The 24,980-nt window shown below is 56.7% G+C and carries 18 protein-coding genes; 14 read left to right on the top strand and 4 right to left on the bottom strand.

From position 1 onward, the window contains the following. Positions 1-30: 30 nt before the first annotated feature. Both yhhY and ABLU86_RS19100 read right to left on the bottom strand, forming a co-directional pair. Positions 31-519 carry an N-acetyltransferase gene (gene yhhY / locus ABLU86_RS19105; protein WP_032715217.1) on the bottom strand — a complete coding sequence of 163 codons (489 nt, stop codon included), beginning with the start codon at positions 517-519 and terminating at the stop codon, positions 31-33. A gap of 226 nt (positions 520-745) precedes the next feature. Further along, positions 746-1,393: a polymer-forming cytoskeletal protein gene (locus tag ABLU86_RS19100; protein WP_032715216.1), complete on the bottom strand. Its 648-nt coding sequence runs from the start codon at positions 1,391-1,393 to the stop codon at positions 746-748. A gap of 265 nt (positions 1,394-1,658) precedes the next feature. Between ABLU86_RS19100 and ABLU86_RS19095 the strand changes: the two genes are divergently transcribed. The 11 genes from ABLU86_RS19095 to glgP all read left to right on the top strand — a co-directional run bounded on the left by ABLU86_RS19095 (position 1,659) and on the right by glgP (position 18,037). After that, positions 1,659-2,696 carry an oxidoreductase gene (locus ABLU86_RS19095; protein WP_032715611.1) on the top strand — a complete coding sequence of 346 codons (1,038 nt, stop codon included), beginning with the start codon at positions 1,659-1,661 and terminating at the stop codon, positions 2,694-2,696. Positions 2,697-2,817: 121 nt separating this feature from the next. Beyond that, positions 2,818-3,513, top strand: a complete 696-nt coding sequence (locus ABLU86_RS19090; RefSeq protein ID WP_015369337.1) for a pirin family protein — start codon at positions 2,818-2,820, stop codon at positions 3,511-3,513. 225 nt (positions 3,514-3,738) lie between these two features. After that, positions 3,739-4,734 (top strand): gluconate operon transcriptional repressor GntR, encoded by a 996-nt coding sequence (gntR, locus tag ABLU86_RS19085; RefSeq protein WP_015369338.1) that lies wholly within the window; start codon positions 3,739-3,741, stop codon positions 4,732-4,734. Positions 4,735-4,927: 193 nt separating this feature from the next. Beyond that, positions 4,928-5,458, top strand: a complete 531-nt coding sequence (gntK, locus tag ABLU86_RS19080) for a gluconokinase (protein ID WP_059304493.1) — start codon at positions 4,928-4,930, stop codon at positions 5,456-5,458. Further along, positions 5,458-6,798: a gluconate transporter gene (gene gntU / locus ABLU86_RS19075; protein WP_348796420.1), complete on the top strand. Its 1,341-nt coding sequence runs from the start codon at positions 5,458-5,460 to the stop codon at positions 6,796-6,798. The genes gntK and gntU overlap by 1 nt, the downstream gene beginning before the upstream one ends. Positions 6,799-7,271: 473 nt before the next feature. Then, positions 7,272-8,378, top strand: coding sequence for an aspartate-semialdehyde dehydrogenase (asd, locus tag ABLU86_RS19070; RefSeq protein ID WP_015369342.1), 1,107 nt, complete (start codon positions 7,272-7,274; stop codon positions 8,376-8,378). 237 nt (positions 8,379-8,615) lie between these two features. After that, on the top strand, positions 8,616-10,799 hold the full coding sequence (glgB, locus tag ABLU86_RS19065; RefSeq protein ID WP_015703690.1) for a 1,4-alpha-glucan branching enzyme: 2,184 nt from the start codon (positions 8,616-8,618) through the stop codon (positions 10,797-10,799). After that, positions 10,799-12,775 (top strand): glycogen debranching protein GlgX, encoded by a 1,977-nt coding sequence (gene glgX, locus ABLU86_RS19060; RefSeq protein ID WP_348796419.1) that lies wholly within the window; start codon positions 10,799-10,801, stop codon positions 12,773-12,775. The genes glgB and glgX overlap by 1 nt, the downstream gene beginning before the upstream one ends. A gap of 68 nt (positions 12,776-12,843) precedes the next feature. After that, positions 12,844-14,139 carry a glucose-1-phosphate adenylyltransferase gene (gene glgC, locus ABLU86_RS19055; RefSeq protein WP_015703688.1) on the top strand — a complete coding sequence of 432 codons (1,296 nt, stop codon included), beginning with the start codon at positions 12,844-12,846 and terminating at the stop codon, positions 14,137-14,139. Continuing rightward, complete coding sequence (gene glgA, locus ABLU86_RS19050) at positions 14,139-15,572, top strand: glycogen synthase GlgA (protein ID WP_015369346.1); 1,434 nt, start codon at positions 14,139-14,141, stop codon at positions 15,570-15,572. The genes glgC and glgA overlap by 1 nt, the downstream gene beginning before the upstream one ends. Positions 15,573-15,589: 17 nt before the next feature. Beyond that, positions 15,590-18,037 (top strand): glycogen phosphorylase, encoded by a 2,448-nt coding sequence (gene glgP, locus ABLU86_RS19045; protein WP_015369347.1) that lies wholly within the window; start codon positions 15,590-15,592, stop codon positions 18,035-18,037. Positions 18,038-18,133: 96 nt separating this feature from the next. Here the strand turns inward: glgP and glpD are convergent, their stop codons facing one another. Then, positions 18,134-19,642: a glycerol-3-phosphate dehydrogenase gene (gene glpD / locus ABLU86_RS19040; protein WP_020077778.1), complete on the bottom strand. Its 1,509-nt coding sequence runs from the start codon at positions 19,640-19,642 to the stop codon at positions 18,134-18,136. Between the two features lie 206 nt (positions 19,643-19,848). On the opposite strand from glpD, the gene glpE reads away from it, so the two are divergent. Genes glpE through ABLU86_RS19025 form a run of 3 tightly spaced genes read left to right on the top strand, consistent with a single transcriptional unit; the run spans position 19,849 to position 21,839 of the window. Further along, positions 19,849-20,178, top strand: coding sequence for a thiosulfate sulfurtransferase GlpE (glpE, locus tag ABLU86_RS19035; protein ID WP_015369349.1), 330 nt, complete (start codon positions 19,849-19,851; stop codon positions 20,176-20,178). Positions 20,179-20,230: 52 nt separating this feature from the next. Continuing rightward, complete coding sequence (glpG, locus tag ABLU86_RS19030; protein WP_015369350.1) at positions 20,231-21,061, top strand: rhomboid family intramembrane serine protease GlpG; 831 nt, start codon at positions 20,231-20,233, stop codon at positions 21,059-21,061. A 19-nt stretch (positions 21,062-21,080) separates the two neighbouring features. Next, complete coding sequence (locus tag ABLU86_RS19025; RefSeq protein ID WP_015369351.1) at positions 21,081-21,839, top strand: DeoR/GlpR family transcriptional regulator; 759 nt, start codon at positions 21,081-21,083, stop codon at positions 21,837-21,839. Positions 21,840-21,845: 6 nt separating this feature from the next. Here ABLU86_RS19025 and malT read toward each other — a convergent pair whose 3' ends face one another. Then, the gene (gene malT / locus ABLU86_RS19020; RefSeq protein WP_015369352.1) at positions 21,846-24,551 is read right to left on the bottom strand and encodes an HTH-type transcriptional regulator MalT; all 2,706 of its coding nucleotides are present in this window, start codon (positions 24,549-24,551) and stop codon (positions 21,846-21,848) included. Between the last annotated feature and the right edge of the window lie 429 nt (positions 24,552-24,980).

Here is a 24,980-nt window from a genome sequence, read left to right as displayed (position 1 = left end):
GGTAAGGCGAAGCCGCCACCCGGCAACACGCTACTTTATTCTCGCCATATAATACGCATCCACATACTCGCCGTTGCGCAATGCGTAACCCTTGGCGGTGCCTTCGATCTCAAAGCCGTACTTCTTATACACCGCGACCGCCGGGGCGTTATCGGCGAACACCGTCAGCTCAATGCGCTCGACGCGCAGCCAGTTGTCGCACATATCAATCATGGTACGCATCAGGGCGCTGGCGACGCCGCGGTTATGCCAGCGCGAATCCACGCTGATACCAAAATCGGCGACGTGGCTACGGCGAGGACGTTGGGCGACAGCAATGCATAAATGCCCCACGACTTGCCCATCGATACAGGCCACCAGTTGCTTCACGCCAGGCGTATCGGTTAGCCGCTCCTGCCACATATGCTCGGATGGATGAGGGACCTGTAGCGTGTTGTGATACACCTCCGGCTGGGCGTGAATTTGACGAATCGCGTCAACATCTTTCGGTTCAGCATGGCGTATCACGATGTCACTCATTCCTTGTTCCTCATTTGGTTGAAAAGACCCTTTAAACATCACTGACTCCGGCGTTCGAGTCAACACGCATTAATTGCAAAAAAAAGTAGACAAGTGCGAATGAGAATGATTATTATTGTCCTGCATTCAGGGAGACCCTTGCGGAAAGCCTGAAAGCACGACATTGCTCACATTGCTTCCAGTATTACTTTAGCCAGCCGGGTGCTGGCTTTTTTTTGCGCTCATTTCAGGCATGTTGCGATTTGGCGGATTTCACCGCTTCTTCTGCGACCAGGCCGACGATATTACTTTTATTTTTGCTCTCCGCCGCGGCTAACACCTCCGCGCTGCCGGTAAACAGGCCGCCCTTTTTAATCGCCAGCGCGCGATAGGCGAGGGTGCCGTCGAGGTTGCCATGTTCCTCAATAGCAATGCTATCGCCACGGCACTGGCCATGAACCTTGCCGTCGACGATCAGCTCGCGGCAACTGATATTGCCCTCAACCTCACCTTCGCGCATCACCTTAATGAGATGTTCTTTGGCCTCAATGTTGCCGGTGACCTGGCCGTGGATATAGACATGGCCGCTGGCGACGATGTTGCCGACAAAATGCACGCCGCTGGCGATCACCGTGGTTTCCTGTTTTTTGACGCTTGCCGTTTCTGGCTCTGTTGCCGCCACGGCTGGCGCCGCGACTTCAGCAGCCTGCGCTTCGGTTTTATTTTTCTTCATAAACATAGCGTTAATTTTTTCCCGTTGGGTATGAGTAAGGAAAGCGAAAAGGGTACAGGCCGCCGCCAGGCGCGCCAGCGCGGCCTCATCGCTAAACCAGGCGATCAGTGCAAGAAGCCAGAAAAAAATGGCGCAGTTTATGGCGAGATACTTTTTTTCCATCAGCAGCGGCTGGCTACTCCGTTAGTCTTTAGCAACGTCCTGGTTTTGCCCTTCACTTATCCGCAGTTTCGTCATTGGGATCAAGACTTTCTGTTGAAAAACTGAAATTTAATGACTTATTAATCAATCACTTATTAATAATTGTGTATGAGTGGTAACCGAAATATTTTGCCGGTGAATTTTCCAGCTCAGAGGAAAAGGAGGATGAAGTGAGCCCCCGGCTTGCGCTATGGTTAAAGGCAGCACATCAACTAAGGACAGCGTTATGATTCTGCACTGCGCATTTATTGGCTTTGGTAAAAGCACGACCCGCTATCATCTTCCTTACGTCCTGCATCGCAAAGACCGCTGGCACGTCGCGCATATTTATCGCCGCAGCGCCAGGCCGGAAGAACAAGCGCCGGCGTATTCCCATATCCACTTCACCAGCGACCTCGATGAAGTGCTGAACGACCCGCAGGTCAAACTGGTGGTGGTCTGCACCCATGCCGATAGCCACTTCGAATATGCGAAGCGGGCGCTGGAAGCGGGGAAAAACGTACTGGTCGAAAAGCCCTTTACCCCGACGCTGGCAGAGGCGAAGGCCCTGTTTACGCTGGCGAAAAGCAAAGGGTTGACGGTGACGCCTTATCAGAACCGCCGCTTCGACTCCTGTTTCCTGACCACCAAAAAGGTGATTGAAAGCGGTAAGCTCGGCGAACTGGTGGAAATTGAAAGTCATTTTGATAACTACCGACCGGTGGCGGAAACCATCCAGGGGGGACCACAAAGCGGCGATTTCTATGGCCTCGGGGTGCATACCATGGACCAGATCATTTCGCTGTTTGGTCGCCCGGATCATGTTTCCTACGATCTGCGCTCACTACGTAATAAAGCCAATCCCGATGACACGTTTGAAGCTCAACTGTTTTATGGCGACCTGAAAGCGATCGTCAAAACCAGCCATCTGGTGCAGATTGACTACCCGAAATTTATCGTTCATGGCCATAAAGGCTCGTTTGTGAAATACGGCATTGACCAGCAGGAGACCAGCCTGAAGGCCAACATTATGCCGGGCGACGCGGGGTTCGGCGCTGATGACAGCGTAGGGCAACTGGTCTACATCAACGAGGCGGGCGTGGCGGTACGTGAAGAGGTGCCGCTGGAAACCGGCGACTACGGACGAGTGTATGACGCGCTGTATGACACCCTCGTTAACGGCCAGCCGAATTACGTCAAGGAATCTGAAGTTCTCACCAATATGGAGATTCTGCAGCGCGGCTTTGAACAACCTTCTCCGGCTACTATTACCCTCGCAAAATAAGAAAATCTGGCTCCTCGCCGCTTGTTCATATTTTTTGAACAGAGGAGTCAATTTTCACCCTCTATGATCGCCGGCGGAATGGGTCCACACTTACTCCATCGAAAACATACGGGGGTGCAACATGATCTACTTACGCAAAGCTAACGAACGTGGCCACGCTAACCATGGCTGGCTGGATTCCTGGCATACTTTCTCTTTCGCCAACTACTACGACCCGAACTTTATGGGTTTCTCCGCGCTGCGCGTGATTAACGATGACGTAATCGACGCCGGCCAGGGGTTTGGCACCCACCCGCACAAAGACATGGAAATCCTGACTTATGTGCTGGAAGGCGCGGTTGAGCACCAGGACAGCATGGGTAACAAAGAGCAGGTTCCGGCTGGCGAGTTCCAGATCATGAGCGCGGGTACCGGCGTGCGTCACTCTGAGTACAACCCGAGCAGCACCGACCGCCTGCGTTTGTATCAGATCTGGATTATTCCAGAAGAAACCGGCATTACGCCGCGCTACGAGCAGCGCCGCTTTGATGCCGCGCAGGGCAAACAGCTGGTGCTGTCGCCAGATGCGCGCGAAGGGTCGCTGAAAGTGCATCAGGATATGGAACTGTATCGCTGGGCGCTGCTGAAAGATGAGCAGTCGGTTCACCAGATTGCCGCGGAACGTCGCGTGTGGATCCAGGTAGTGAAAGGCGAAGTGACGATTAACGGCACCAAAGCCACCACCAGCGATGGTCTGGCGATTTGGGACGAGCAGGCGATTTCGGTTCACGCCGACAGCGATAGCGAAATTTTGCTGTTCGATCTGCCGCCGGTTTGATACGCGTCATCCTTCAAGCCGCATTTTTGTTGGCTCTCCTCACTCACCCCGGGCGCGTACCCTTTGTACGCTTCCGGGGATTCGTTGCGTTGCCGCCTCAATGCAACTTGAATGATTTTGCGTATCAACTCTAAATAAATCTTTTGGCCCTTTTTTCTCCGGGAAGGTTGCGCTTTGTCCGTGATAAACTGAGAAAATGTTTCCCAGCCGATCACAGTCAGGACGATGAAAAAGAAAAGACCCGTACTTCAGGATGTAGCCGATCTTGTCGGCGTGACCAAAATGACGGTCAGTCGCTATTTACGTAACCCGGAACAGGTTTCTGAGGCCCTGCGTGGCAAGATTGCCGTTGCACTCGATGAGCTGGGTTATATTCCCAATCGCGCTCCTGACATTCTCTCCAACGCCACCAGCCGCGCCATCGGCGTGCTGCTGCCCTCGTTAACCAACCAGGTCTTCTCGGAAGTGTTGCGCGGCATTGAAAGCGTCACCGACGCCTTCGGCTATCAAACCATGCTTGCGCACTATGGTTATAAGCCGGAGATGGAAGAGAAGCGCCTCGAATCAATGCTCTCCTGGAATATTGACGGCCTGATCCTCACTGAACGTACCCACACGCCGCGCACGTTGAAAATGATTGAAGTGGCCGGGATCCCGGTGGTTGAGCTGATGGACAGCCAGTCGCCGTGCCTCGACATTGCCGTCGGTTTCGATAACTTCGAAGCGGCGCGGCAGATGACGGCGGCGATTATCGCCCGCGGTCACCGCCACGTTGCTTATCTCGGCGCGCGTCTGGATGAACGTACTATCATCAAACAGAAGGGGTACGAGCAGGCGATGCTCGATGCCGGCATGACGCCCTACAGCGTGATGGTGGAGCAATCCTCTTCCTACTCGTCAGGGATTGAGCTGATGCGTCAAGCGCGTCGCGAATATCCGCAGCTCGACGGCATCTTCTGCACCAACGATGACCTCGCGGTCGGCGCGGCGTTCGAGTGCCAGCGTCTGGGGCTGAAAATCCCGGACGACATGGCGATAGCCGGTTTCCACGGTCACGATATCGGTCAGGTGATGGAGCCGCGTCTCGCCAGCGTACTGACCCCGCGTGAGCGCATGGGGCGCATCGGCGCCGAGCGTCTGCTGGCGCGCATCCGCGGTGAGACGATTACCCCTAAGATGTTAGATTTAGGTTTCACATTGTCACCGGGTGGATCTATTTAAACCGACAAGTTTGAAGTAGATCACACATATTCACATCTGGCACGAATGGTTATTGCTTCTCCCAGGGTCCGGCATGACAATGTTACCGATAACAGTTACCCGTAACACTTGCCCGTAATCATTAACCAGTACGCCGCTTTCGCGCTGTATCAGTCAGCCCCGGCGCGGCGTACCAGTCCAGTGGGAGGACGCTTTGAGCACGACTAACCATGATCACCACGTCTATGTCCTGATGGGCGTTTCCGGCAGTGGTAAATCCGCCGTCGCCAGCGAAGTGGCGCATCAACTGAAAGGCGCGTTTCTCGATGGCGATTTTCTGCATCCGCGCAGCAACATCACCAAGATGGCTTCCGGCGAGCCGCTGAACGACGATGATCGCACCCCGTGGCTGCAGGCGTTGAATGACGCGGCATTTGCCATGCAGCGCACCAACAAAGTTTCGCTGATCGTCTGCTCGGCGCTGAAAAAAAGCTACCGCGACATTCTGCGCAAGGGCAACCCGAACCTCTCCTTTATCTACCTGAAAGGTGACTTCGACGTGATTGAAAGCCGTCTGAAGGCGCGTAAAGGGCACTTCTTCAAAACCCAAATGTTGGTGACGCAGTTTGAAACACTGCAGGAACCAGGCGCTGACGAAAGCGATGTGCTTATCGTCGATATCGACCAGTCACTGGAAGGCGTGGTCGCCAGCACCATTGAGGTGATTAACAAAGGCAGTAACTAGTGAGTACTTTAACGCTTGTTTTAACAGCAGTCGGCTCGGTATTGCTGCTGCTGTTTTTAGTCATGAAGGCGCGTATGCACGCCTTCGTGGCTTTAATGGTGGTTTCTATTGGCGCAGGTCTCTTTTCCGGTATGCCGCTGGATAAAATCGCGGCGACGATGGAAAAAGGGATGGGCGGCACGCTGGGCTTCCTGGCGATAGTCGTCGCGCTGGGCGCGATGTTCGGTAAAATTTTGCATGAAACCGGTGCGGTCGACCAGATTGCGGTAAAAATGCTGAAGTCCTTCGGCCACAACCGCGCGCATTATGCGATTGGTCTTGCCGGCCTTATCTGCGCGCTGCCGCTGTTCTTCGAAGTGGCGATCGTGCTGCTGATTAGCGTCGCGTTTTCCATGGCGCGCCATACCGGCACTAACCTTGTGAAGCTGGTGATCCCGCTGTTCGCCGGCGTCGCCGCCGCCGCGGCATTCCTGCTGCCGGGGCCCGCGCCGATGCTGCTGGCTTCGCAGATGCACGCCGATTTCGGCTGGATGATTCTGATTGGCCTCTGCGCCGCTATTCCGGGGATGATTATCGCCGGCCCGCTGTGGGGTAACTTCATCAGCCGCTATGTTGAGCTGCACATTCCTGACGATATCAGCGAACCGCATCTCGGCGAAGGTAAAATGCCGTCCTTCGGCTTTAGCCTCTCGCTGATCCTGCTGCCGCTGGTGCTGGTCGGCCTGAAAACCATCGCCGCGCGCTTTGTGCCGGTGGGATCCACCGCCTATGAATGGTTCGAGTTTATCGGCCACCCATTCACCGCGATTCTGGTTGCCTGCCTGGTAGCGATTTACGGCCTGGCGGTACGTCAGGGGATGGCGAAAGATCGCGTGATGGAGATCTGCGGCGCGGCGCTGCAGCCGGCGGGTATTATTCTGCTGGTGATTGGCGCAGGCGGCGTCTTCAAGCAGGTGCTGGTGGACTCCGGCGTCGGCCCGGCGCTCGGCGAAGGGCTGACTGGCCTGGGTCTGCCGATTGCGATTACCTGCTTCGTGCTGGCGGCTGCCGTACGTATTATTCAGGGCTCCGCGACCGTGGCGTGTCTCACGGCGGTCGGCCTGGTAATGCCGGTCATTGAGCAACTGAACTACAGCGGCGCGCAAATGGCGGCTCTCTCCATCTGTATCGCGGGTGGTTCGATTGTGGTGAGCCACGTGAACGATGCCGGCTTCTGGCTGTTCGGTAAGTTTACCGGCGCCAGCGAAGCGCAGACGCTGAAAACCTGGACGATGATGGAAACCATCCTTGGCACCACCGGCGCCATCGTCGGGATGATTGCCTTCCAGCTGCTGAGCTAAGCAAAAATAATTTCCCCGGACACCACCACGGTATCCGGGGAAAAATCAGGGTAATGCCGCTTATCCTGAATTCTCTTCGGTAACACGCTTTTTTCCCCTCTTTTCCACTTCCTTTTGCCGTGAATATCAGCGCTACGACAATGATCGTATCGCTCGTCAGGCCTTGCGACACAAGGCTTTATCCGTTTTTTTTCGCAAGCGTGAAAGCGATATTTTTCGTGCTGAATCCATAATCAGGATCAATAAAATAGCGACGGAAAATATTCCATTACGCGGGTTATTTGCCCGATAATCTTTACGCTTTTTATGACTACCAGCGACGGTGGGCGGAGTGTGGGATAAGTTGCTTTTCTGATTGGCGCGCAATCATTGATTAATTTCACTTGCGACTTTAGCTGCATTTTGTAATGTGAAGGACATCCCAGTTGGAAACTGGCCTGGCACTAACAGCACACACCTCGCAGGAATACGTTATGAAAAATGTTGGTTTTATCGGTTGGCGTGGAATGGTCGGCTCTGTTCTCATGCAACGCATGGTGGAAGAGCGTGATTTCGACGCCATTCGCCCTGTTTTCTTCTCCACCTCTCAGCTGGGTCAGCCCGCGCCGTCATTCGGCGGCAGTACCGGGGGGACGCTTCAGGATGCATTCGATCTGGAAGCGCTGAAGGCGCTGGACATTATTGTTACCTGCCAGGGCGGCGATTACACCAACGAGATTTACCCGAAGCTGCGCGAAAGCGGCTGGCAGGGGTACTGGATTGACGCGGCGTCTTCGCTGCGCATGAAAGACGATGCGATCATTATTCTCGACCCGGTTAACCAGGATGTCATTACCGCTGGCCTGAATAACGGCATCAAAACCTTCGTCGGCGGCAACTGTACGGTGAGCCTGATGCTGATGTCCCTCGGCGGCCTGTTTGCCCATGACCTGGTGGAGTGGGTCAGCGTGGCGACTTACCAGGCGGCTTCCGGCGGCGGCGCGCGTCATATGCGCGAACTGCTGAGCCAGATGGGCCAACTGCATGGCCACGTGGCAAGCGAGCTGGCGAACCCGGCTTCCGCGATTCTCGATATCGAGCGCAAAGTGACGTCGCTGACCCGCAGCGGCGATCTGCCGGTCGATAACTTTGGCGTGCCGCTGGCGGGCAGCCTGATCCCATGGATCGACAAACAGCTTGATAACGGCCAGAGCCGCGAAGAATGGAAAGGCCAGGCGGAGACGAACAAAATTCTCGCCACCGCGTCGCCGATCCCGGTCGATGGTCTGTGTGTGCGCGTCGGCGCGCTGCGCTGCCACAGCCAGGCGTTTACCATCAAGCTGAAGAAAGATGTTTCTATCCCGACCGTTGAGGAACTGCTGGCCGCGCATAACCCGTGGGCCAAAGTGGTGCCAAACGATCGCGACATCACCATGCGCGAGCTGACCCCAGCCGCGGTGACCGGCACCCTGACCACCCCGGTAGGGCGCCTGCGTAAACTGAACATGGGTCCTGAGTACCTGTCGGCCTTTACCGTCGGCGACCAGCTGCTGTGGGGCGCCGCCGAACCGTTGCGCCGCATGCTACGACAGCTGGCGTAAACGCAGGACAAACGATAAGGGGTGTGGATACACCCCTTTTTTTTGCGTAATACAAGGAGTAAACGCGGATGTTGGATTTTTCCCCACGGAGGTAACGCAGCCTTGGCTATGCTTTAAGTAAGGAGTTCCTTACCTGAAGGTGGGACGGAGCAGGAGGATGCACGTTGGTGCTGCGCCGTTCAGGTCAAAAAAGTCGCCGGTTACAGGAAAGGGCGACACTTACAACAGGATGAAAGCATGTCGAATCGAATCGATAGAGACGTGATTAATGCGCTGATTGCAGGTCATTTCGCGGATCCCTTTTCCGTGCTTGGCATGCACCGCACCGAGGCGGGGCTGGAAGTTCGCGCATTATTACCAGATGCCACCGAAGTGTGGGTTATTGAACCGAAAACCGGGCGTAAAGTCGGCAAACTCGAATGCCTCGACTCGCGCGGATTCTTTAGCGGCCTGCTGCCGCGGCGTAAAAACGCTTTTCGCTACCAGCTGGCCGTCACCTGGCATGGACAGCAAAACCTGATTGACGACCCTTACCGTTTCGGCCCGCTGCTGCAGGACGTTGATGCCTGGCTGTTGTCCGAGGGAACGCACCTGCGCCCTTACGAAACCCTGGGCGCGCACGCCGACACTATGGATGGCGTCACCGGTACACGCTTTTCGGTCTGGGCGCCAAACGCCCGCCGGGTCTCGGTGGTGGGGCAATTTAACTACTGGGATGGCCGACGCCATCCCATGCGCCTGCGTAAAGAGTCCGGTATCTGGGAACTCTTCATTCCCGGCGCGCTTAATGGCCAACTGTATAAATTCGAGCTGATCGACGCTCATGGCAATCTACGCGTCAAAGCCGATCCTTACGCCTTTGAGTCGCAGATGCGCCCGGAAAGCGCGTCGCTTATCTGCGATTTGCCGCCGAAAGTCGAACAGCCGGCGGCGCGCAAAGCCGCGAACCAGTTTGATGCGCCGATCTCTATTTATGAAGTGCACCTCGGTTCCTGGCGCCGCCATACCGACAATAACTTCTGGCTTAGCTACCGCGAACTGGCAGACCAACTGGTGCCATATGCAAAATGGATGGGCTTCACCCACCTCGAACTGCTGCCGGTGAACGAACACCCGTTCGACGGTAGCTGGGGTTACCAGCCGACCGGCCTCTACGCGCCGACACGCCGCTTCGGCACCCGTGAAGATTTCCGCTATTTCATCGATGCCGCCCACGCCGCAGGCCTTAACGTGATACTCGATTGGGTTCCGGGTCATTTTCCGGCGGATGATTTTGCGCTGGCCTCATTTGACGGCACCTCGCTGTATGAACACAGCGATCCGCGCGAAGGTTATCACCAGGACTGGAATACCCTTATCTATAACTACGGCCGCCGCGAAGTCAGCAATTACCTGGTGGGTAACGCGCTGTACTGGATCGAGCGCTTCGGCATTGATGCGCTGCGCGTCGACGCGGTGGCGTCGATGATCTACCGCGACTATAGCCGTAAAGCGGGCGAGTGGATCCCCAACGAATACGGCGGGCGGGAAAATCTCGAAGCGATCGAGTTTCTGCGTAACACCAACCGTATTCTCGGCGAGCAGACGCCAGGGGCGGTAACGATGGCGGAAGAGTCCACCGATTTTGCCGGCGTGACGCGCCCGCCCGCCGACGGCGGCCTCGGCTTCTGGTTCAAATGGAATCTCGGTTGGATGCACGACACGCTGGACTATATGAAGCTCGATCCTGTCCATCGTCGCTACCATCACGACAAAATGACCTTCGGCATGCTCTACAACTACACCGAGAACTTCGTGCTGCCGCTCTCCCACGATGAAGTGGTGCACGGCAAAAAATCGATTCTCGACCGCATGCCGGGGGACGCATGGCAGCGCTTTGCCAACCTGCGCGCCTACTACGGCTGGCTGTTTGCCTTTCCGGGCAAAAAGCTGCTGTTTATGGGCAATGAATTCGCCCAGGGCCGCGAGTGGAACCACGACGCCAGTCTCGACTGGCATCTGCTGGAGGGCGGCGACAACTGGCACCACGGCGTCCAGCGACTGGTGCGCGACCTGAACCACACCTACCGTCACCATAAAGCGCTGCACGAGCTTGATTTCGATCCCTACGGCTTCGAATGGCTGGTGGTCGACGATCATGAGCGTTCGGTATTTATCTTTGTGCGCCGCGATAAAGCCGGCAATGAGATTATCGTCGCCAGCAACTTTACCCCGGTGCCGCGGCACAACTACCGTTTCGGCATCAACCAGCCGGGACGCTGGCGCGAAGAATTGAACACCGACTCGATGCATTATCACGGCAGTAACGCCGGAAATGGCGGAGTGGTTGAGAGCGAGCCCGTCGCCAGCCATGGCCGTCAGCATTCGTTGTCGATTACCCTGCCGCCGCTGGCGACCATCTGGCTGGTACGGGAGGCCTGATGACGACGCTTGCCGCAGGAAAACCGACGCCTTTGGGCGCCAGCTATGACGGCAAAGGGGTGAACTTCACCCTTTTTTCCGCCCACGCCGAGCGGGTGGAGCTCTGCGTGTTCGACCAGCAGGGCAACGAGCGGCGCTACGACCTCCCGGCGCGCAGCGGCGATATCTGGCACGGCTGGCTGGCCGATGCGCGTCCGGGGCTACGCTACGGTTATCGGGTGCACGGGCCGTGGGATCCGGCGCAGGGGCATCGCTTCAATCCGGCCAAGCTGCTGCTCGACCCTTGCGCGCATCAGGTGGCGGGCGAACTGCTGGACGACGAGCGTCTGCATGGCGGTATGTATGAGCCGGATGCCCGCGATAGCGCAGCCATTGCGCCAAAATCCCAGGTGGTTGATCTGCATTACGACTGGCTCGGTGATAAACCGCCGCGCACGCCTTGGGGCGAAACGGTTATTTATGAAGCCCACGTCAAAGGGTTGACCTGGCTGCATCCGGAGCTGCCGGAGGCGATCCTCGGCACCTATCAGGCGCTGGGCCACCCGCTGATGATCGATTATTTTCGCCGTCTGGGTATTACCGCGCTGGAGCTGATGCCGGTGGCGCAGTTCGCCAGCGAACCTCGCCTGCAGCGGATGGGGCTGAGCAACTACTGGGGCTACAACCCGCTGGCGCTGTTTGCGCTGGAGCCGCGCTACGCCAGCCAGCCGCAGCGGGCGCTCGATGAGTTCCGCGATGCGGTGAAGGCGCTGCACGCGGCGGGCATCGAGGTGATCCTCGATATCGTGCTGAACCATAGTGCGGAAATCGATCTTGAAGGGCCGACAGTCTCCCTGCGCGGTATCGATAACCGCAGCTATTATTGGATCAGGGACGACGGCGATTATCACAACTGGACCGGCTGCGGTAACACGCTCAACCTCAGTCATCCCGGCGTGGTGGAGTATGCCCTGCAGTGCCTGCGCTTTTGGGTTGATGAATGCCACGTTGACGGTTTTCGCTTCGACCTGGCGTCGGTGATGGGGCGTACGCCGGAATTTCGTCAGGACGCGCCGCTGTTTGAGGCCATTCGCCGCGACCCGGTATTGTCGGCGCTCAAGCTGATTGCCGAACCCTGGGATATTGGCCAGGGCGGTTATCAGGTGGGGAACTTCCCACCGCTGTTTGCCGAATGGAACGACCATTTTCGCGATACCGCGCGCCGTTTCTGGTTGCAACAAAACGTGTCGTTGGGTGACTTCGCCCAGCGCTTCGCCGCCTCCAGCGATCTCTTTGCCCGCGATGGCAAACGGCCTGCGGCGACGATCAATCTGATCACGGCGCATGATGGATTCACCCTACGTGATTGCGTCTGTTTCAATCAGAAACACAATCAGGCAAACGGCGAAGAGAATCGCGATGGGACTAACAATAACTACAGCAACAATCATGGTATAGAGGGATTAGAAGCCAATCTTGCCGTGATTGAGCGGCGGCGCGATAGCGTACATGCGCTCCTGACCACGTTGCTGCTGTCGCAAGGAACGCCGATGCTGCTGGCGGGCGATGAGCATGGCCATAGCCAGCACGGCAACAATAATGCGTACTGTCAGGACAATGCCTTGACCTGGCTGGACTGGCGGCGGGCAAATCACGGGTTAACCGCGTTTGTCGCCGCGCTTATCCACCTGCGTCGGCGCATTCCTGCATTAACCCGTAATCAGTGGTGGCAGGAGCAGGACGGCAACGTGAGCTGGCTCAATCAGCGCGGAGAACCGTTAAACGCCGACGAGTGGCAACATGGCGCCGCGCGGCTGCAAATCCTGTTATCCGATCGCTGGCTGATCGCGCTGAATGCCACCGCGGAGGTGGCGGATATGGTTTTACCCGCGGGGGAGTGGCGCGCCATTCCTCCATTCGCCGGAGAGGATAATCCGGTCATCATGGCTGTCTGGCATGGGCCCGCGCACGGAGTTTGCGTATTTCAAAGGTCGTAGTCCCTGGGGGTTTTCGGCGTGTTCATGATGAATGGGCCGTGAAGCAGGGGAATCAAAAGGAGTTAATCATGGTTGGGCTAGAAAAGAACGATCCGTTGATGCTGGCGCGTCAACTTCCTCTCAAATCGGTGGCGCTGATCCTTGCTGGCGGGCGTGGTACCCGGCTTAAGGATTTAACCATTAAGCGCGCGAAGCCTGCCGTCCACTTTGGCGGTAAGTTCCGTATTATCGACTTCGCGTTATCTAACTGTCTTAACTCAGGTATTCGCCGCATCGGCGTGATTACCCAGTATCAATCGCACACTCTGGTGCAGCATATCCAGCGAGGCTGGTCTTTCTTCAGCGAAGAGATGAACGAGTTCGTCGATCTGCTGCCGGCGCAGCAGCGGGTACACGGTGAAAACTGGTATCGCGGTACGGCCGATGCGGTGACGCAGAACCTCGACATTATTCGTCGCTATAAAGCCGAATATGTGGTGATCCTCGCCGGCGACCACATCTACAAACAAGATTACTCGCGCATGCTGATCGACCATGTCGAAAAAGGCGCGCGCTGCACCGTCGCCTGTATGCCGGTGCCCATCGAAGAAGCATCCGCCTTTGGCGTGATGGCGGTCGACGAAAGCGAGAAGATCATCGAGTTCGTCGAGAAACCGGCCAACCCGCCGGCGATGCCGAACGACGCTACCCGCTCGCTTGCCAGTATGGGCATCTATGTCTTTGATGCGGATTACCTTTATGAACTGCTGGCCGCCGACGATCTCGACGAAAACTCCAGCCACGACTTCGGCAAAGATATCATCCCGAAAATTACCGAAGCTGGCATGGCTTATGCACATCCTTTCCCGCTCTCCTGCGTGCAATCCGACCCGCAAGCCGAGCCGTACTGGCGCGATGTCGGGACACTGGAAGCCTACTGGAAGGCCAACCTCGATCTGGCCTCGGTGACGCCGGAGCTGGATATGTACGACCAGCACTGGCCTATCCGTACCCATATGGAATCGCTGCCGCCGGCGAAGTTCGTCCAGGACCGCTCCGGCAGTCACGGCATGACGCTGAACTCGCTGGTTTCCGGCGGCTGCATTATCTCGGGCTCGGTGGTGGTGCAGTCGGTGCTGTTCCCGCGAGTGCGGGTGAATTCGTTTTGTAACATTGATTCGGCAGTCTTATTGCCGGATGTCTGGGTCGGGCGCTCGTGCCGCCTGCGCCGCTGCGTGATAGATCGCGCCTGCGTCATCCCGGAAGGGATGGTCATTGGGGAGAATGCGGAAGAAGATGCCAGCCGCTTCTATCGTTCAGAAGAAGGGATCGTGCTGGTTACGCGCGACATGCTGCGGAAACTGGGGCACAAACAGGAGCGATAATGCAGGTTTTACACGTATGTTCAGAGATGTTCCCGTTGTTAAAAACCGGCGGTCTGGCTGACGTTATCGGCGCGCTGCCTGCGGCGCAGATCGCAGACGGCGTGGATACCCGCGTGCTGCTGCCGGGGTATCCGGATATCCGCCGCGGGATTACCGACGCGCAGGTCGTCACCCGCCGGGATACCTTTGCCGGGCGCATCACCCTGCTGTTCGGCCATTTTAACGGCGTCGGTATCTATCTGATCGACGCGCCGCATCTCTACGATCGTCCGGGGAGCCCGTATCACGACGCCAACATGAACGCCTATACCGACAACGTGCTGCGCTTTGCGCTGCTCGGCTGGGTGGGGAGCGAAATGGCCTGCGGGCTGGATCCATTCTGGCGCCCGGAGGTGGTGCACGCCCATGACTGGCACGCGGGCCTGACGCCGGCCTATCTGGCGGCGCGCGGCCGTCCGGCGAAATCGGTGTTTACGGTGCACAATCTCGCCTACCAGGGAATGTTTTACTCCTGGCATATGAATGAGATAGAACTGCCGTGGTCGTTCTATAACATGCACGGCCTCGAATTTAACGGCCAGATCTCGTTCCTCAAAGCCGGGCTGTACTATGCCGACCATATCACGGCGGTGAGCCCAACCTACGCGAGGGAAATCACCGAACCGCAATACGCCTACGGCATGGAAGGGTTGTTGCGCCAGCGCCAACATGAGGGCCGCTTGTCCGGCATCCTTAACGGCGTCGATGATGCTATCTGGAATCCGCAAAGCGATCTGCTGCTGGCGGCGCGCTATGACCGCGATAGCCTCGAAGAGAAAGCCGAGAATAAACGGCAGCTGCAAATCGCCATGGGGCTGAAGGTGGATGACAAAGCGCCGCTGTTCGCCGTGGTGAGCCGCCTGACCAGCCAAAAAGGGCTGGATCTGGTGCTGGAGGCGCTGCCGGGCCTGCTGGAGCAGGGCGGGCAACTGGCGCTGCTGGGTGCCGGCGATCCGGTCCTGCAGGAGGGCTTCCTCGCCGCCGCCGCCGAACATCCGGGCCAGGTCGGCGTGCAGATTGGCTATCACGAGGCGTTTTCGCACCGCATCATGGGCGGCGCCGATGTGATTCTGGTTCCCAGCCGCTTTGAACCGTGCGGCCTGACTCAGCTGTATGGCCTGAAATACGGCACCCTGCCGCTGGTGCGCCGCACCGGCGGTCTCGCCGATACCGTGGCCGACTGTTCGCTGGAAAACCTCGCCGATGGTGTCGCCAGCGGCTTTGTCTTTGAGGACAGTAACGCGGTATCGTTGCTGCGGGCCATCCGGCGCACCTTTGTGTTGTGGTCGCGGCCATCGCTGTGGCGCTACGTTCAGCGTCAGGCGATGAATATGGACTTTAGCTGGCAGGTGGCGGCGAAATCCTATCGTGAACTCTATCAACGCTTGATGTAACCACAGGAGCTATGGCTATGAATGCACCCTTTAGTTATGCATCACCCACGCTGAGCGTTGAGGCGTTAAAGCATTCTATCGCGTATAAGCTGATGTTTATCATCGGCAAAGATCCGGCGATCGCCAACAAACACGAATGGCTGAACGCCACCCTGTTCGCCGTTCGCGACCGCATGGTCGAGCGCTGGCTGCGTTCAAACCGCGCCCAGCTGTCGCAGGAAGTGCGGCAGGTTTACTATCTGTCGATGGAGTTTTTGATTGGCCGCACCCTCTCTAACGCGCTGCTGTCGTTAGGGATTTATGAAGATGTGAATAATGCGCTGGCCGATATGGGGCTCGATCTGGAAGAGCTTATTGATGAAGAAAACGACCCCGGTTTAGGCAACGGCGGTTTAGGGCGCCTGGCCGCCTGCTTCCTCGATTCTCTGGCGACACTGGGCCTGCCGGGCCGCGGCTACGGTATCCGCTACGACTATGGGATGTTCAAGCAGAACATCGTCGACGGGCGGCAGAAAGAGTCGCCGGATTACTGGCTGGAGTACGGCAACCCGTGGGAGTTCGAACGCCACAATACGCGCTATAAAGTGCGTTTCGGCGGCCGCGTGCAGCAGGAAGGGAAAAATACCCGCTGGATAGAGACCGAAGAGATTATCGCTGAAGCCTACGATCAGATTATCCCCGGTTTCGATACCGATGCCACCAACACCCTGCGTCTGTGGAGCGCGCAGGCCAGTAGCGAAATCAACCTCGGTAAATTCAACCAGGGCGACTACTTTGCGGCGGTGGAAGATAAGAACCACTCCGAGAACGTTTCGCGGGTGCTGTACCCGGATGACTCCACCTATTCCGGGCGCGAGCTGCGCCTGCGTCAGGAGTATTTCCTGGTCTCGGCGACGGTACAGGATATCCTCAGCCGCCACTACCAGCTGCACCGCACCTACGACAATCTGGCGGCGAAAATCGCCATTCACCTCAATGACACCCACCCGGTGCTGTCGATCCCTGAGCTGATGCGTCTGCTGATCGATGAGCACAAATTTAGCTGGGATGAAGCCTTCGAGGTGACCTGCCAGGTCTTCTCCTATACCAACCATACGTTGATGAGCGAAGCGCTGGAGACCTGGCCGGTCGATATGCTGGGGAAAATCCTGCCGCGCCATCTGCAGATTATCTTCGAGATTAACGATTACTTCCTCAAGACGCTGCAGGAGCAGTATCCCAACGATACCGCGCTGCTGAGCCGTACCTCGATCATTGATGAATCCAATGGTCGCCGGGTGCGTATGGCGTGGCTGGCGGTTGTCGTCAGCCATAAAGTCAACGGCGTGTCAGAGCTGCATTCTCGCTTAATGGTTGAGTCGCTGTTTGCCGAGTTTGCGAAGATTTTCCCGATGCGCTTTACCAACGTCACCAACGGCGTCACGCCGCGGCGCTGGCTGGCGTTGGCGAACCCGCCGCTGTCGCAGGTGCTGGATGAGAATATCGGCCACACCTGGCGCACCGACTTAAGCCAACTAAGCGATCTGCAGCAGCATATTGATTATCCGACGGTGAACCAGGCGGTGCGCCGCGCCAAGCTTGAGAATAAGCAGCGGCTGGCGAACTATATCGCCCAGCAGTTGAACGTGGTGGTCAATCCTAAGGCGCTGTTTGATGTGCAGATCAAACGCATCCACGAATATAAACGCCAGCTGATGAATATCCTGCACGTCATCACCCGCTACAATCGGATCAAAGCCGATCCGCAGGCGGAGTGGGTGCCGCGGGTGAATATCTTCGCCGGCAAGGCCGCGTCGGCTTACTACATGGCGAAGCATATTATTCATCTGATCAACGATGTAGCGGCGGTGGTAAACAACGATCCGCAGATTGGCGATAAGCTAAAAGTGGTGTTTATCCCCAACTACAGCGTGAGCCTGGCGCAGCTGATTATCCCGGCGGCGGATCTCTCCGAGCAGATTTCGTTGGCGGGAACGGAAGCGTCCGGTACCAGCAATATGAAGTTTGCGCTCAACGGCGCGCTAACCATTGGTACGCTGGATGGCGCTAACGTTGAAATGCTGGAGCACGTCGGCGAGGACAATATCTTTATCTTCGGTAATACCGCGGAACAGGTAGAAGCCCTGCGCAGTAACGGCTATAAACCGCGCGACTATTATGAGCAGGATGAGGAGCTGCATCAGGCGTTGACGCAGATTGGCACCGGCCTGTTCAGTCCTTCGGAGCCTGGCCGCTACCGCGACCTGCTGGATTCGCTGATCAACTTTGGCGACCACTATCAGGTACTGGCGGACTACCGCAGCTACGTTGATTGCCAGGATAAGGTGGACGAGCTGTACCGCCATCCGGAGGAGTGGGCCAATAAAGCGATGATGAACATCGCCAATATGGGCTATTTCTCATCCGACCGCACGATCCAGGAGTACGCCAAACATATCTGGCATATCGACCCGGTTCGTTTGTAATCGGTTAAGCATCAGTAAAACGGGGCCCAGTAGGCCCCGTTTTTGTGTGTGCGGTGATGTAGCCCGGGCCAGGCGTCAGCCGCCGCCCGGGGTATGTCAGGACGCTAACGACAGTTCAGACTTTCCCGTATGTTGCGCCAGCCACTCGCTGATACGCGCCTGCTGCTCGGCATTCAGCCACATCCCCTGTTTGGTACGGCGCCAGATAGCGTCATCCAGGCTGCGAACCCACTCGTGTTCGACCAGGTACTTCAGCTCGGCTTCATAAAACTCGTGGCCAAAATCTTCTCCCAGATCGGCAAGCGAAGTCGCTTCGCCAAGGATCCACTCGCTGTTGCTGCCGTAGGTGCGGGCGTAGTGGCGGGCCATTGATTCGCTGATAAACGCGAAGCGACGGCGCAGTTTCGCCGCGTAGTCGTCGCGGTCGCCGCCGATATCGCCGCCGGGCAGAACGGCGGTTTTGGTCCACGCCGGGCCAATCCCCTGATAATACGGCGTCAGTTTTTCCAGCGCATGTTCCGCCAGTTTACGGTAGGTGGTGAGCTTGCCGCCGAATACCGACAGCAGCGGCGCCTGACCGTTCTCATCGTGAATATCGAGGGTATAGTCGCGGGTAATCGCCTGCGGCGAGTCGGATTCATCGTCGCACAGCGGACGCACGCCGGAGTAAGTCCAGACGATATCGTCGCGCGACAGCGTCTTTTTAAAGTGCGCGTTGTAGACGTTCAGCAGATAGTTGATCTCTTTATCATCGATCGCCACCTCTTTTGGATCGCCGTTGTACTCGACGTCGGTGGTACCGATAATTGAGAACTCATCCATCCACGGGATGACAAACACGATACGTTTATCTTCGTTTTGCAGGATATAGGCCTGCTTCTGGGTGTGCACGCGCGGCACCACGATATGGCTGCCTTTGATCAGGCGGATGCCATACGGCGAGCGCAGATGCATGCCTTCGTCGAAGAAATGTTTCACCCACGGGCCGGTGGCGTTAACCAGACCGCGCGCGTGCCAGGTGAATTTTTCGCCGCTATCGATATCTTCCGCTTCCACCACCCACAGGCCGTTTTCGCGTTTTGCCGAGATAGCGCGGGTGCGGGTGCGAACCTCGCCGCCTTTACGTACCACCATCTGGGCGTTGGCAAGAACCAGACGCGCATCGTCGACCCAGCAGTCGGAATATTCGAAACCGCGCACGATTTCCGGCTTAAGTACCGATTCCGCGCCAAAGCGCAAACCGGTCGAGCCCGGCAGGCTGGTACGTTTGCCGAGGTGATCGTATAAAAACAGACCGATACGAATCATCCACGCCGGGCGCAGATGCGGGCGATGTGGTAAGCGAAAGCGCATCGGGAAGGCCAAATGCGGCGCCATTTTTAATAACACCTCGCGCTCCGCCAGCGCTTCGCTGACCAGGCGGAATTCGTAGTGTTCCAGGTAGCGCAGGCCGCCGTGAATCAGTTTTGAGCTGGCGCTCGAGGTGGCGCAGGCAAGGTCTCTCGCTTCCAGCATCAGCACGGATAAACCGCGCCCGGCGGCGTCTGCCGCGATACCGGCACCGTTGATGCCTCCGCCTATCACAATCAGATCTTTGATTTCCACGCTCGCACCTCGTTCACTTTCGTTTAAGCTCATAAATGTTCGATATCGCTCACTATAGCAAACAAACGCGCTTTTGGTAACATCAAAAAAACATTTCAGAGTGATGCATGTAACATATTGGCGTTTATTTACCGCCTGACGGTACACTAGCGGGTAAAATCAGGGTCGGTCACCGCCCGTCATGAAGTGCAATAGAGAAGAGAATCATGGAACAATTTGAATGTATCAATGTAGAAGAAGCGCATCAGAAACTGCATCAGCAGAAGGCGGTGCTGGTCGATATCCGCGACCCGCAAAGCTATGCAATGGGGCACACGCCGGGCGCGTTTCATCTGACCAACGATACCCTGGGCGCTTTTATGCGCGATAACGACTTTGAGACGCCGGTGATGGTGATGTGCTACCACGGCAACAGCAGTAAAGGCGCCGCGCAGTATTTACTGCAGCAGGGCTTCGAGAACGTCTACAGCGTCGACGGCGGTTTTGACGCCTGGCATCGTCATTTCCCGGCGGAAGTTGCACACGGCTCGCTATAAGCGCGGTACGGTATATACTAGCCCCCTTTGTGTGGAATAAGCGATCCGCTGTATGTTAATGATTACCTCTTTTGCCAACCCGCGCGTGGCCCAGGCGTTTGTCGACTATATGGCGACGCAAGGGGTCATCCTGACTATCCAACAGCACACGCAGAGCGATGTCTGGCTGGCTGATGAAACCCAGGCCGCGCGGGTGCAGGCCGAGCTGGCCCGTTTTCTCGAAAACCCGGCCGACCCGCGCTATCTCGCCGCCAGCTGGCAATCGGGGCATACCAATAGCGGATTGCATTATCAACGCTTCCCGTTTTTAGCTACCCTGCGTAACAACGCCGGGCCGTTTACGTGGGCGATTTTGCTGGCCTGTATCCTGGTCTTCATACTGCAAAACGTTCTGGGCGATCAGACGATGATGATCTGGCTTGCCTGGCCCTACGATCCTTCGCTGAAATTCGAAGCCTGGCGCTATCTTACCCATGCTTTCATGCACTTCTCGCTGATGCATATTCTGTTTAACCTGCTATGGTGGTGGTACCTCGGCGGTGCGGTGGAGAAGCGCATCGGTAGCGGCAAACTGGTGGTGATTACCATTATCAGCGCTCTGCTGAGCGGATTCGTCCAGCATCAGGTTAGCGGCCCGTGGTTCGGCGGTTTGTCGGGAGTGGTCTATGCATTAATGGGCTATGTCTGGCTGCGCGGCGAGCGCGACCCGCAGAGCGGTATTTATCTGCAACGCGGTCTGATCCTCTTCTCTTTAGTGTGGTTAGTGGCTGGATGGTTTGATGTTTTCGGCATGTCGATCGCCAATGGCGCGCACGTGGCGGGCCTGGCAGTCGGGCTGGCGATGGCGCTTGTCGATACGCTAAATGTGCGAAAACGAACGTAGAGATTCCCAGGGATATTTCATGAAACAAACACAACGTCATGACGCGATTATCGAGCTGGTAAAAAAACAGGGATACGTCAGTACCGAAGAGCTGGTGGAGCAGTTTGCCGTCAGCCCGCAGACTATTCGTCGCGATCTGAATGATTTAGCGGAACAAAAAATGATCCTCCGCCACCACGGCGGCGCGGCGATGCCTTCAAGCTCGGTCAACACCTCGTGGCACGACAGGAAAGCGACCCAGACGGCGGAAAAAGAGCGCATCGCGCGGAAAGTGGCGAGCGAAATACCCGACGGCGCAACCCTGTTTATCGACATTGGCACGACGCCGGAAGCAGTGGCCCATGCGTTGCTCGATCATAATGACCTGCGGATTGTGACCAACAATCTCAACGTCGCGAATACGCTGATGGTGAAAGACGATTTTCGCATTATCCTCGCCGGTGGCGAGCTGCGTAGCCGCGACGGCGGGATCATCGGCGAAGCGACGCTCGATTTTATCTCCCAGTTCCGCCTCGACTTCGGCATTCTTGGTATTAGCGGTATTGATAGCGACGGCTCGCTGCTGGAGTTTGATTACCATGAAGTGCGCACCAAGCGGGCGATTATCGAAAACTCGCGCCACGTGATGCTGGTGGTGGATCACTCGAAGTTTGGCCGTAATGCGATGGTGAACATGGGCAGCATTAGTATGGTCGATGCGGTTTATACCGATATCATGCCGCCCGCAGGCGTGCTGAAGGTGATTAAAGACAACAACCTGCAGCTGGAGCTGTGCTAAACGGCGTTATACGCCGTATCCCATCATTTTGAGCAACCGCTGGGCATGCTGAACGGCATCCTGGCGGTGCGCGACGCCCAGTTTCTGATATAGATTGCGAATATGCGTTTTAATCGTGGTGGCCGCGACATCCAGTTCGCCGGCGATCTGCTCGTTGCTGTAACCGGAATAGATTAACCCTAACACCTGCCACTCGCGCTGGGTCAGCGGACTGGTGCGGATAAGCTCCGGTACTTCCGGGTGGTTCAGCAGCCGTTCGACGAAGCTCTCGTCGAAATGGGCGAATTTATGTCGATGATGCTGGTTAATATCGCGCAGGATACGCTGGGCGCGGTGCTGCTCCAGCTCCGGCAGCGTATTCAGTTGAATCAGTTGGCGCAGCTGCTGGGCCATGGCTTCGCCTTCAATCACGAAGTGGTTGATAAAGCCGGTGCGGTTAGCGAGGGTTAAAGCTTCCATTAACACTTTTTGCGCCTCGCCCTTGCGCTCCGCCTGCCAGTACAGCTGGTTCAACAGTAGCAGGTTACGGTTGATATCGCTCATCAGCCGCAGCGAGCGGGCATTTTCATTTAACTCTTCCAGCACCATTTCGGCGGAATCAAAATCACCGAGAAGGATCTGTGCGCGGGCAATGTTGCGCCACTGGCTTTGCAGGAAGTGGTTATTGGCGAATTCAGGTTTCGGCGTCTGGCGCAGCCAGTTGGCCGCTGCGGTTTTATCACCGGTCATCTGCCAGTAGATCACCCGCACTTTGTCGGCGTTAGAGACCCAATCGCTGTGATAGTGGCCGTTGCCCAGCAGATTTTCCAGGCGGTTTAATAAGCTGCGGGCGTTGTCGAGATCGCCGCGCGCCAGCGAGCACTGCACCATCAACGCTAGGCACTGCAACTGCTGCTGCGGCTGGTAGTTTGCCAGCACAGCGATGCCGCTGCGGGCACTTTCTTCTGCTTCATCAAGACGCGCCCACGCCCACAGCAGCTGCGCGCGGATGCGCAACAGGAACTCATGCATCGGCAGCTGTTCAAGATGCTGATCGCGGATAAGCTGGAAAGCTTTATCCTGAATCTCCCATGCCGCCTGCAGGAAGCCCTGGGCAAACAGAATCTCGCTCTGCTGGATCATGCTCCACAGGGCGTAGTGCCAGACGTCATGACGGCGAGCCATCTGTTCTGTTTGCTGCATCACCGCCAGCGATTTGCTCAGGTGGCCTTTGCAGTGCAGCACTTCGCCGTGAACGGAAGTGGCGACGATGCGGCTGTAATAGCTCGCCAGCGGCAGTTCATCCAGCGCCACCATTGCCAGACGCTCGGCTTCGTCCTGATCGCCGGCGTTGATTGCGACCTGCGCGCGCAGGGCGTTGAAATCGCCGTGCATCGCGGTATCCATTTCGACATCCATCTCCTGCTCGGCGCGGGCCAGCAGGGTATTCACTTCGCTATAGCGATGCTGGCTCTGCATCAGCCAGGCCTGTAACAGGATCAGCCGCGGGTTTTCCAGCAGGTTCGACCACGGCAGCGCCGCCAGCGATTGTTCCAGCAGACCCAGCTCACTATGGTTGAACATGCCCCAGGCGTGGTTGAGCAAAATATCGCGCAGCATGGCGGCATCGCCAGCGGCAAGCGCATGATGGATGGCTTCGGTGGGGAACCCCTGCGCCATCCACGCTTCGGCGGCGGCGCGGTGAATTTCCGGTAGCTCGGTGGCCATTTCCCACTGACAGCGCTGGCGCAGGAAGTTGCCGAATAGCGGGTGATAGCGGAACCACTCGCCGGAGTCATCCATCCGGTGCAGAAACAGCCCCTGACGTTCGATCTCTTCCAGTTGCATCTGGCCGTTCTCTTCGCCGGTGACGCGGACGATAAGCGCGTCATTCATCGAGCGCAGCAGCGAGCTTTTTAACAAGAAGCTGCGGGTACGGGCATCGACGTTATCCAGCACTTCATCGACCAGATAGTCGGAAAGGTGGCTGGCGTTAATCCCGGCGAGACGACGGGCGGAGTGCTGGGCTGAGGTGTTTTTCTGCCGGGCGGAGAGGGCGATGAGCTGCAGGGCGGTGGCCCAACCGGCGACGTCATCGCACAGGCGACTGCTGTCATCGGCTTCAATGGGGGAGGCGAGGCGGCAGTCAAAGAACTGTTTCGCTTCCTGATGAGTAAAAGCCAACTGTTGGCTGCCGATTTCCAGTAACTGCTCGCGCACCCGTAGGTTGGCGATCCCCAACTGCGGCAGGTTGCGCGACAGCACTACCAGCGTCATGGTCTCTGGCTGATGGCGCAAGAAGAAGCGCATGGCATCGTGGATCACCGGATTGGTAATCAGGTGATAATCATCAATGACCAGGTACAGCGGACGCTGCCAGTCGGCAAGCTCAATAAACAGCTGCGCAAACAGCGACGGCAGGCTGGCGTACTGGCGCTTTTGCACCATGGCTTCGCTGGCGGCGCAGTGGCCGCCTGTCGCCTGTTGAATCGCCGCAATCAGATAGCTGGCGAAGCGCTCTTGTTGATTATCGCCTTCATCAAGCGAAAACCAGCCAAGGTCATGTTTACCCGAAGCCCACTGCGAAACGAGCGTGGTTTTGCCGTAACCTGCCGGGCTGGTCACCAACGCGAGACGATAATTGTTCGCGCCGGAAAGTTTCGCCAGCAACCGTTCGCGAACCACAGTGTGTTCAAGACGGGATGGACGACTTAATTTTGACGGAATCAACATAGTTCACTTTTTCGCTGTGCAAGAAAGGGATGGGGATTTTTTTTGCGCTTCGTAATTAATGACTCCTAAGGTCGGCGATAATGAAAGTTATTGCAAGTTATGTCCAAAATTGATGCTCTTGAATTTGCTCTCGGTCACAATTTCTCGCTTCGGTTTTTAATTAGCTTTAAACCGGTACCAGAACGCGTCATGCCTCGGTTTACGACGGTTTCGTCCGGGACGAAATTACTTTACCCGGCATTTTTTGTAGTTGATTGTTTTTATTAAATTATCGTCAGTGGATTCTTAGGTTTAATCTATTTCACGTATTTTTGTCATGGCATCTTTTTATTCTGTCAGTAGTTTATTTTTTATTTCACGATAATGGCACGAGCGAATTTTGCTTTGTGCTATGAATTGCGCTGTAACAAATTTGCCGTTCGTTGCGCT

The sequence above is a fragment of the Klebsiella sp. JN_Kp121 genome, from assembly GCF_040062145.1.
GTDB lineage: Bacteria > Pseudomonadota > Gammaproteobacteria > Enterobacterales > Enterobacteriaceae > Klebsiella > Klebsiella aerogenes.
This window is presented reverse-complemented; position numbering and strand designations above follow the sequence as displayed.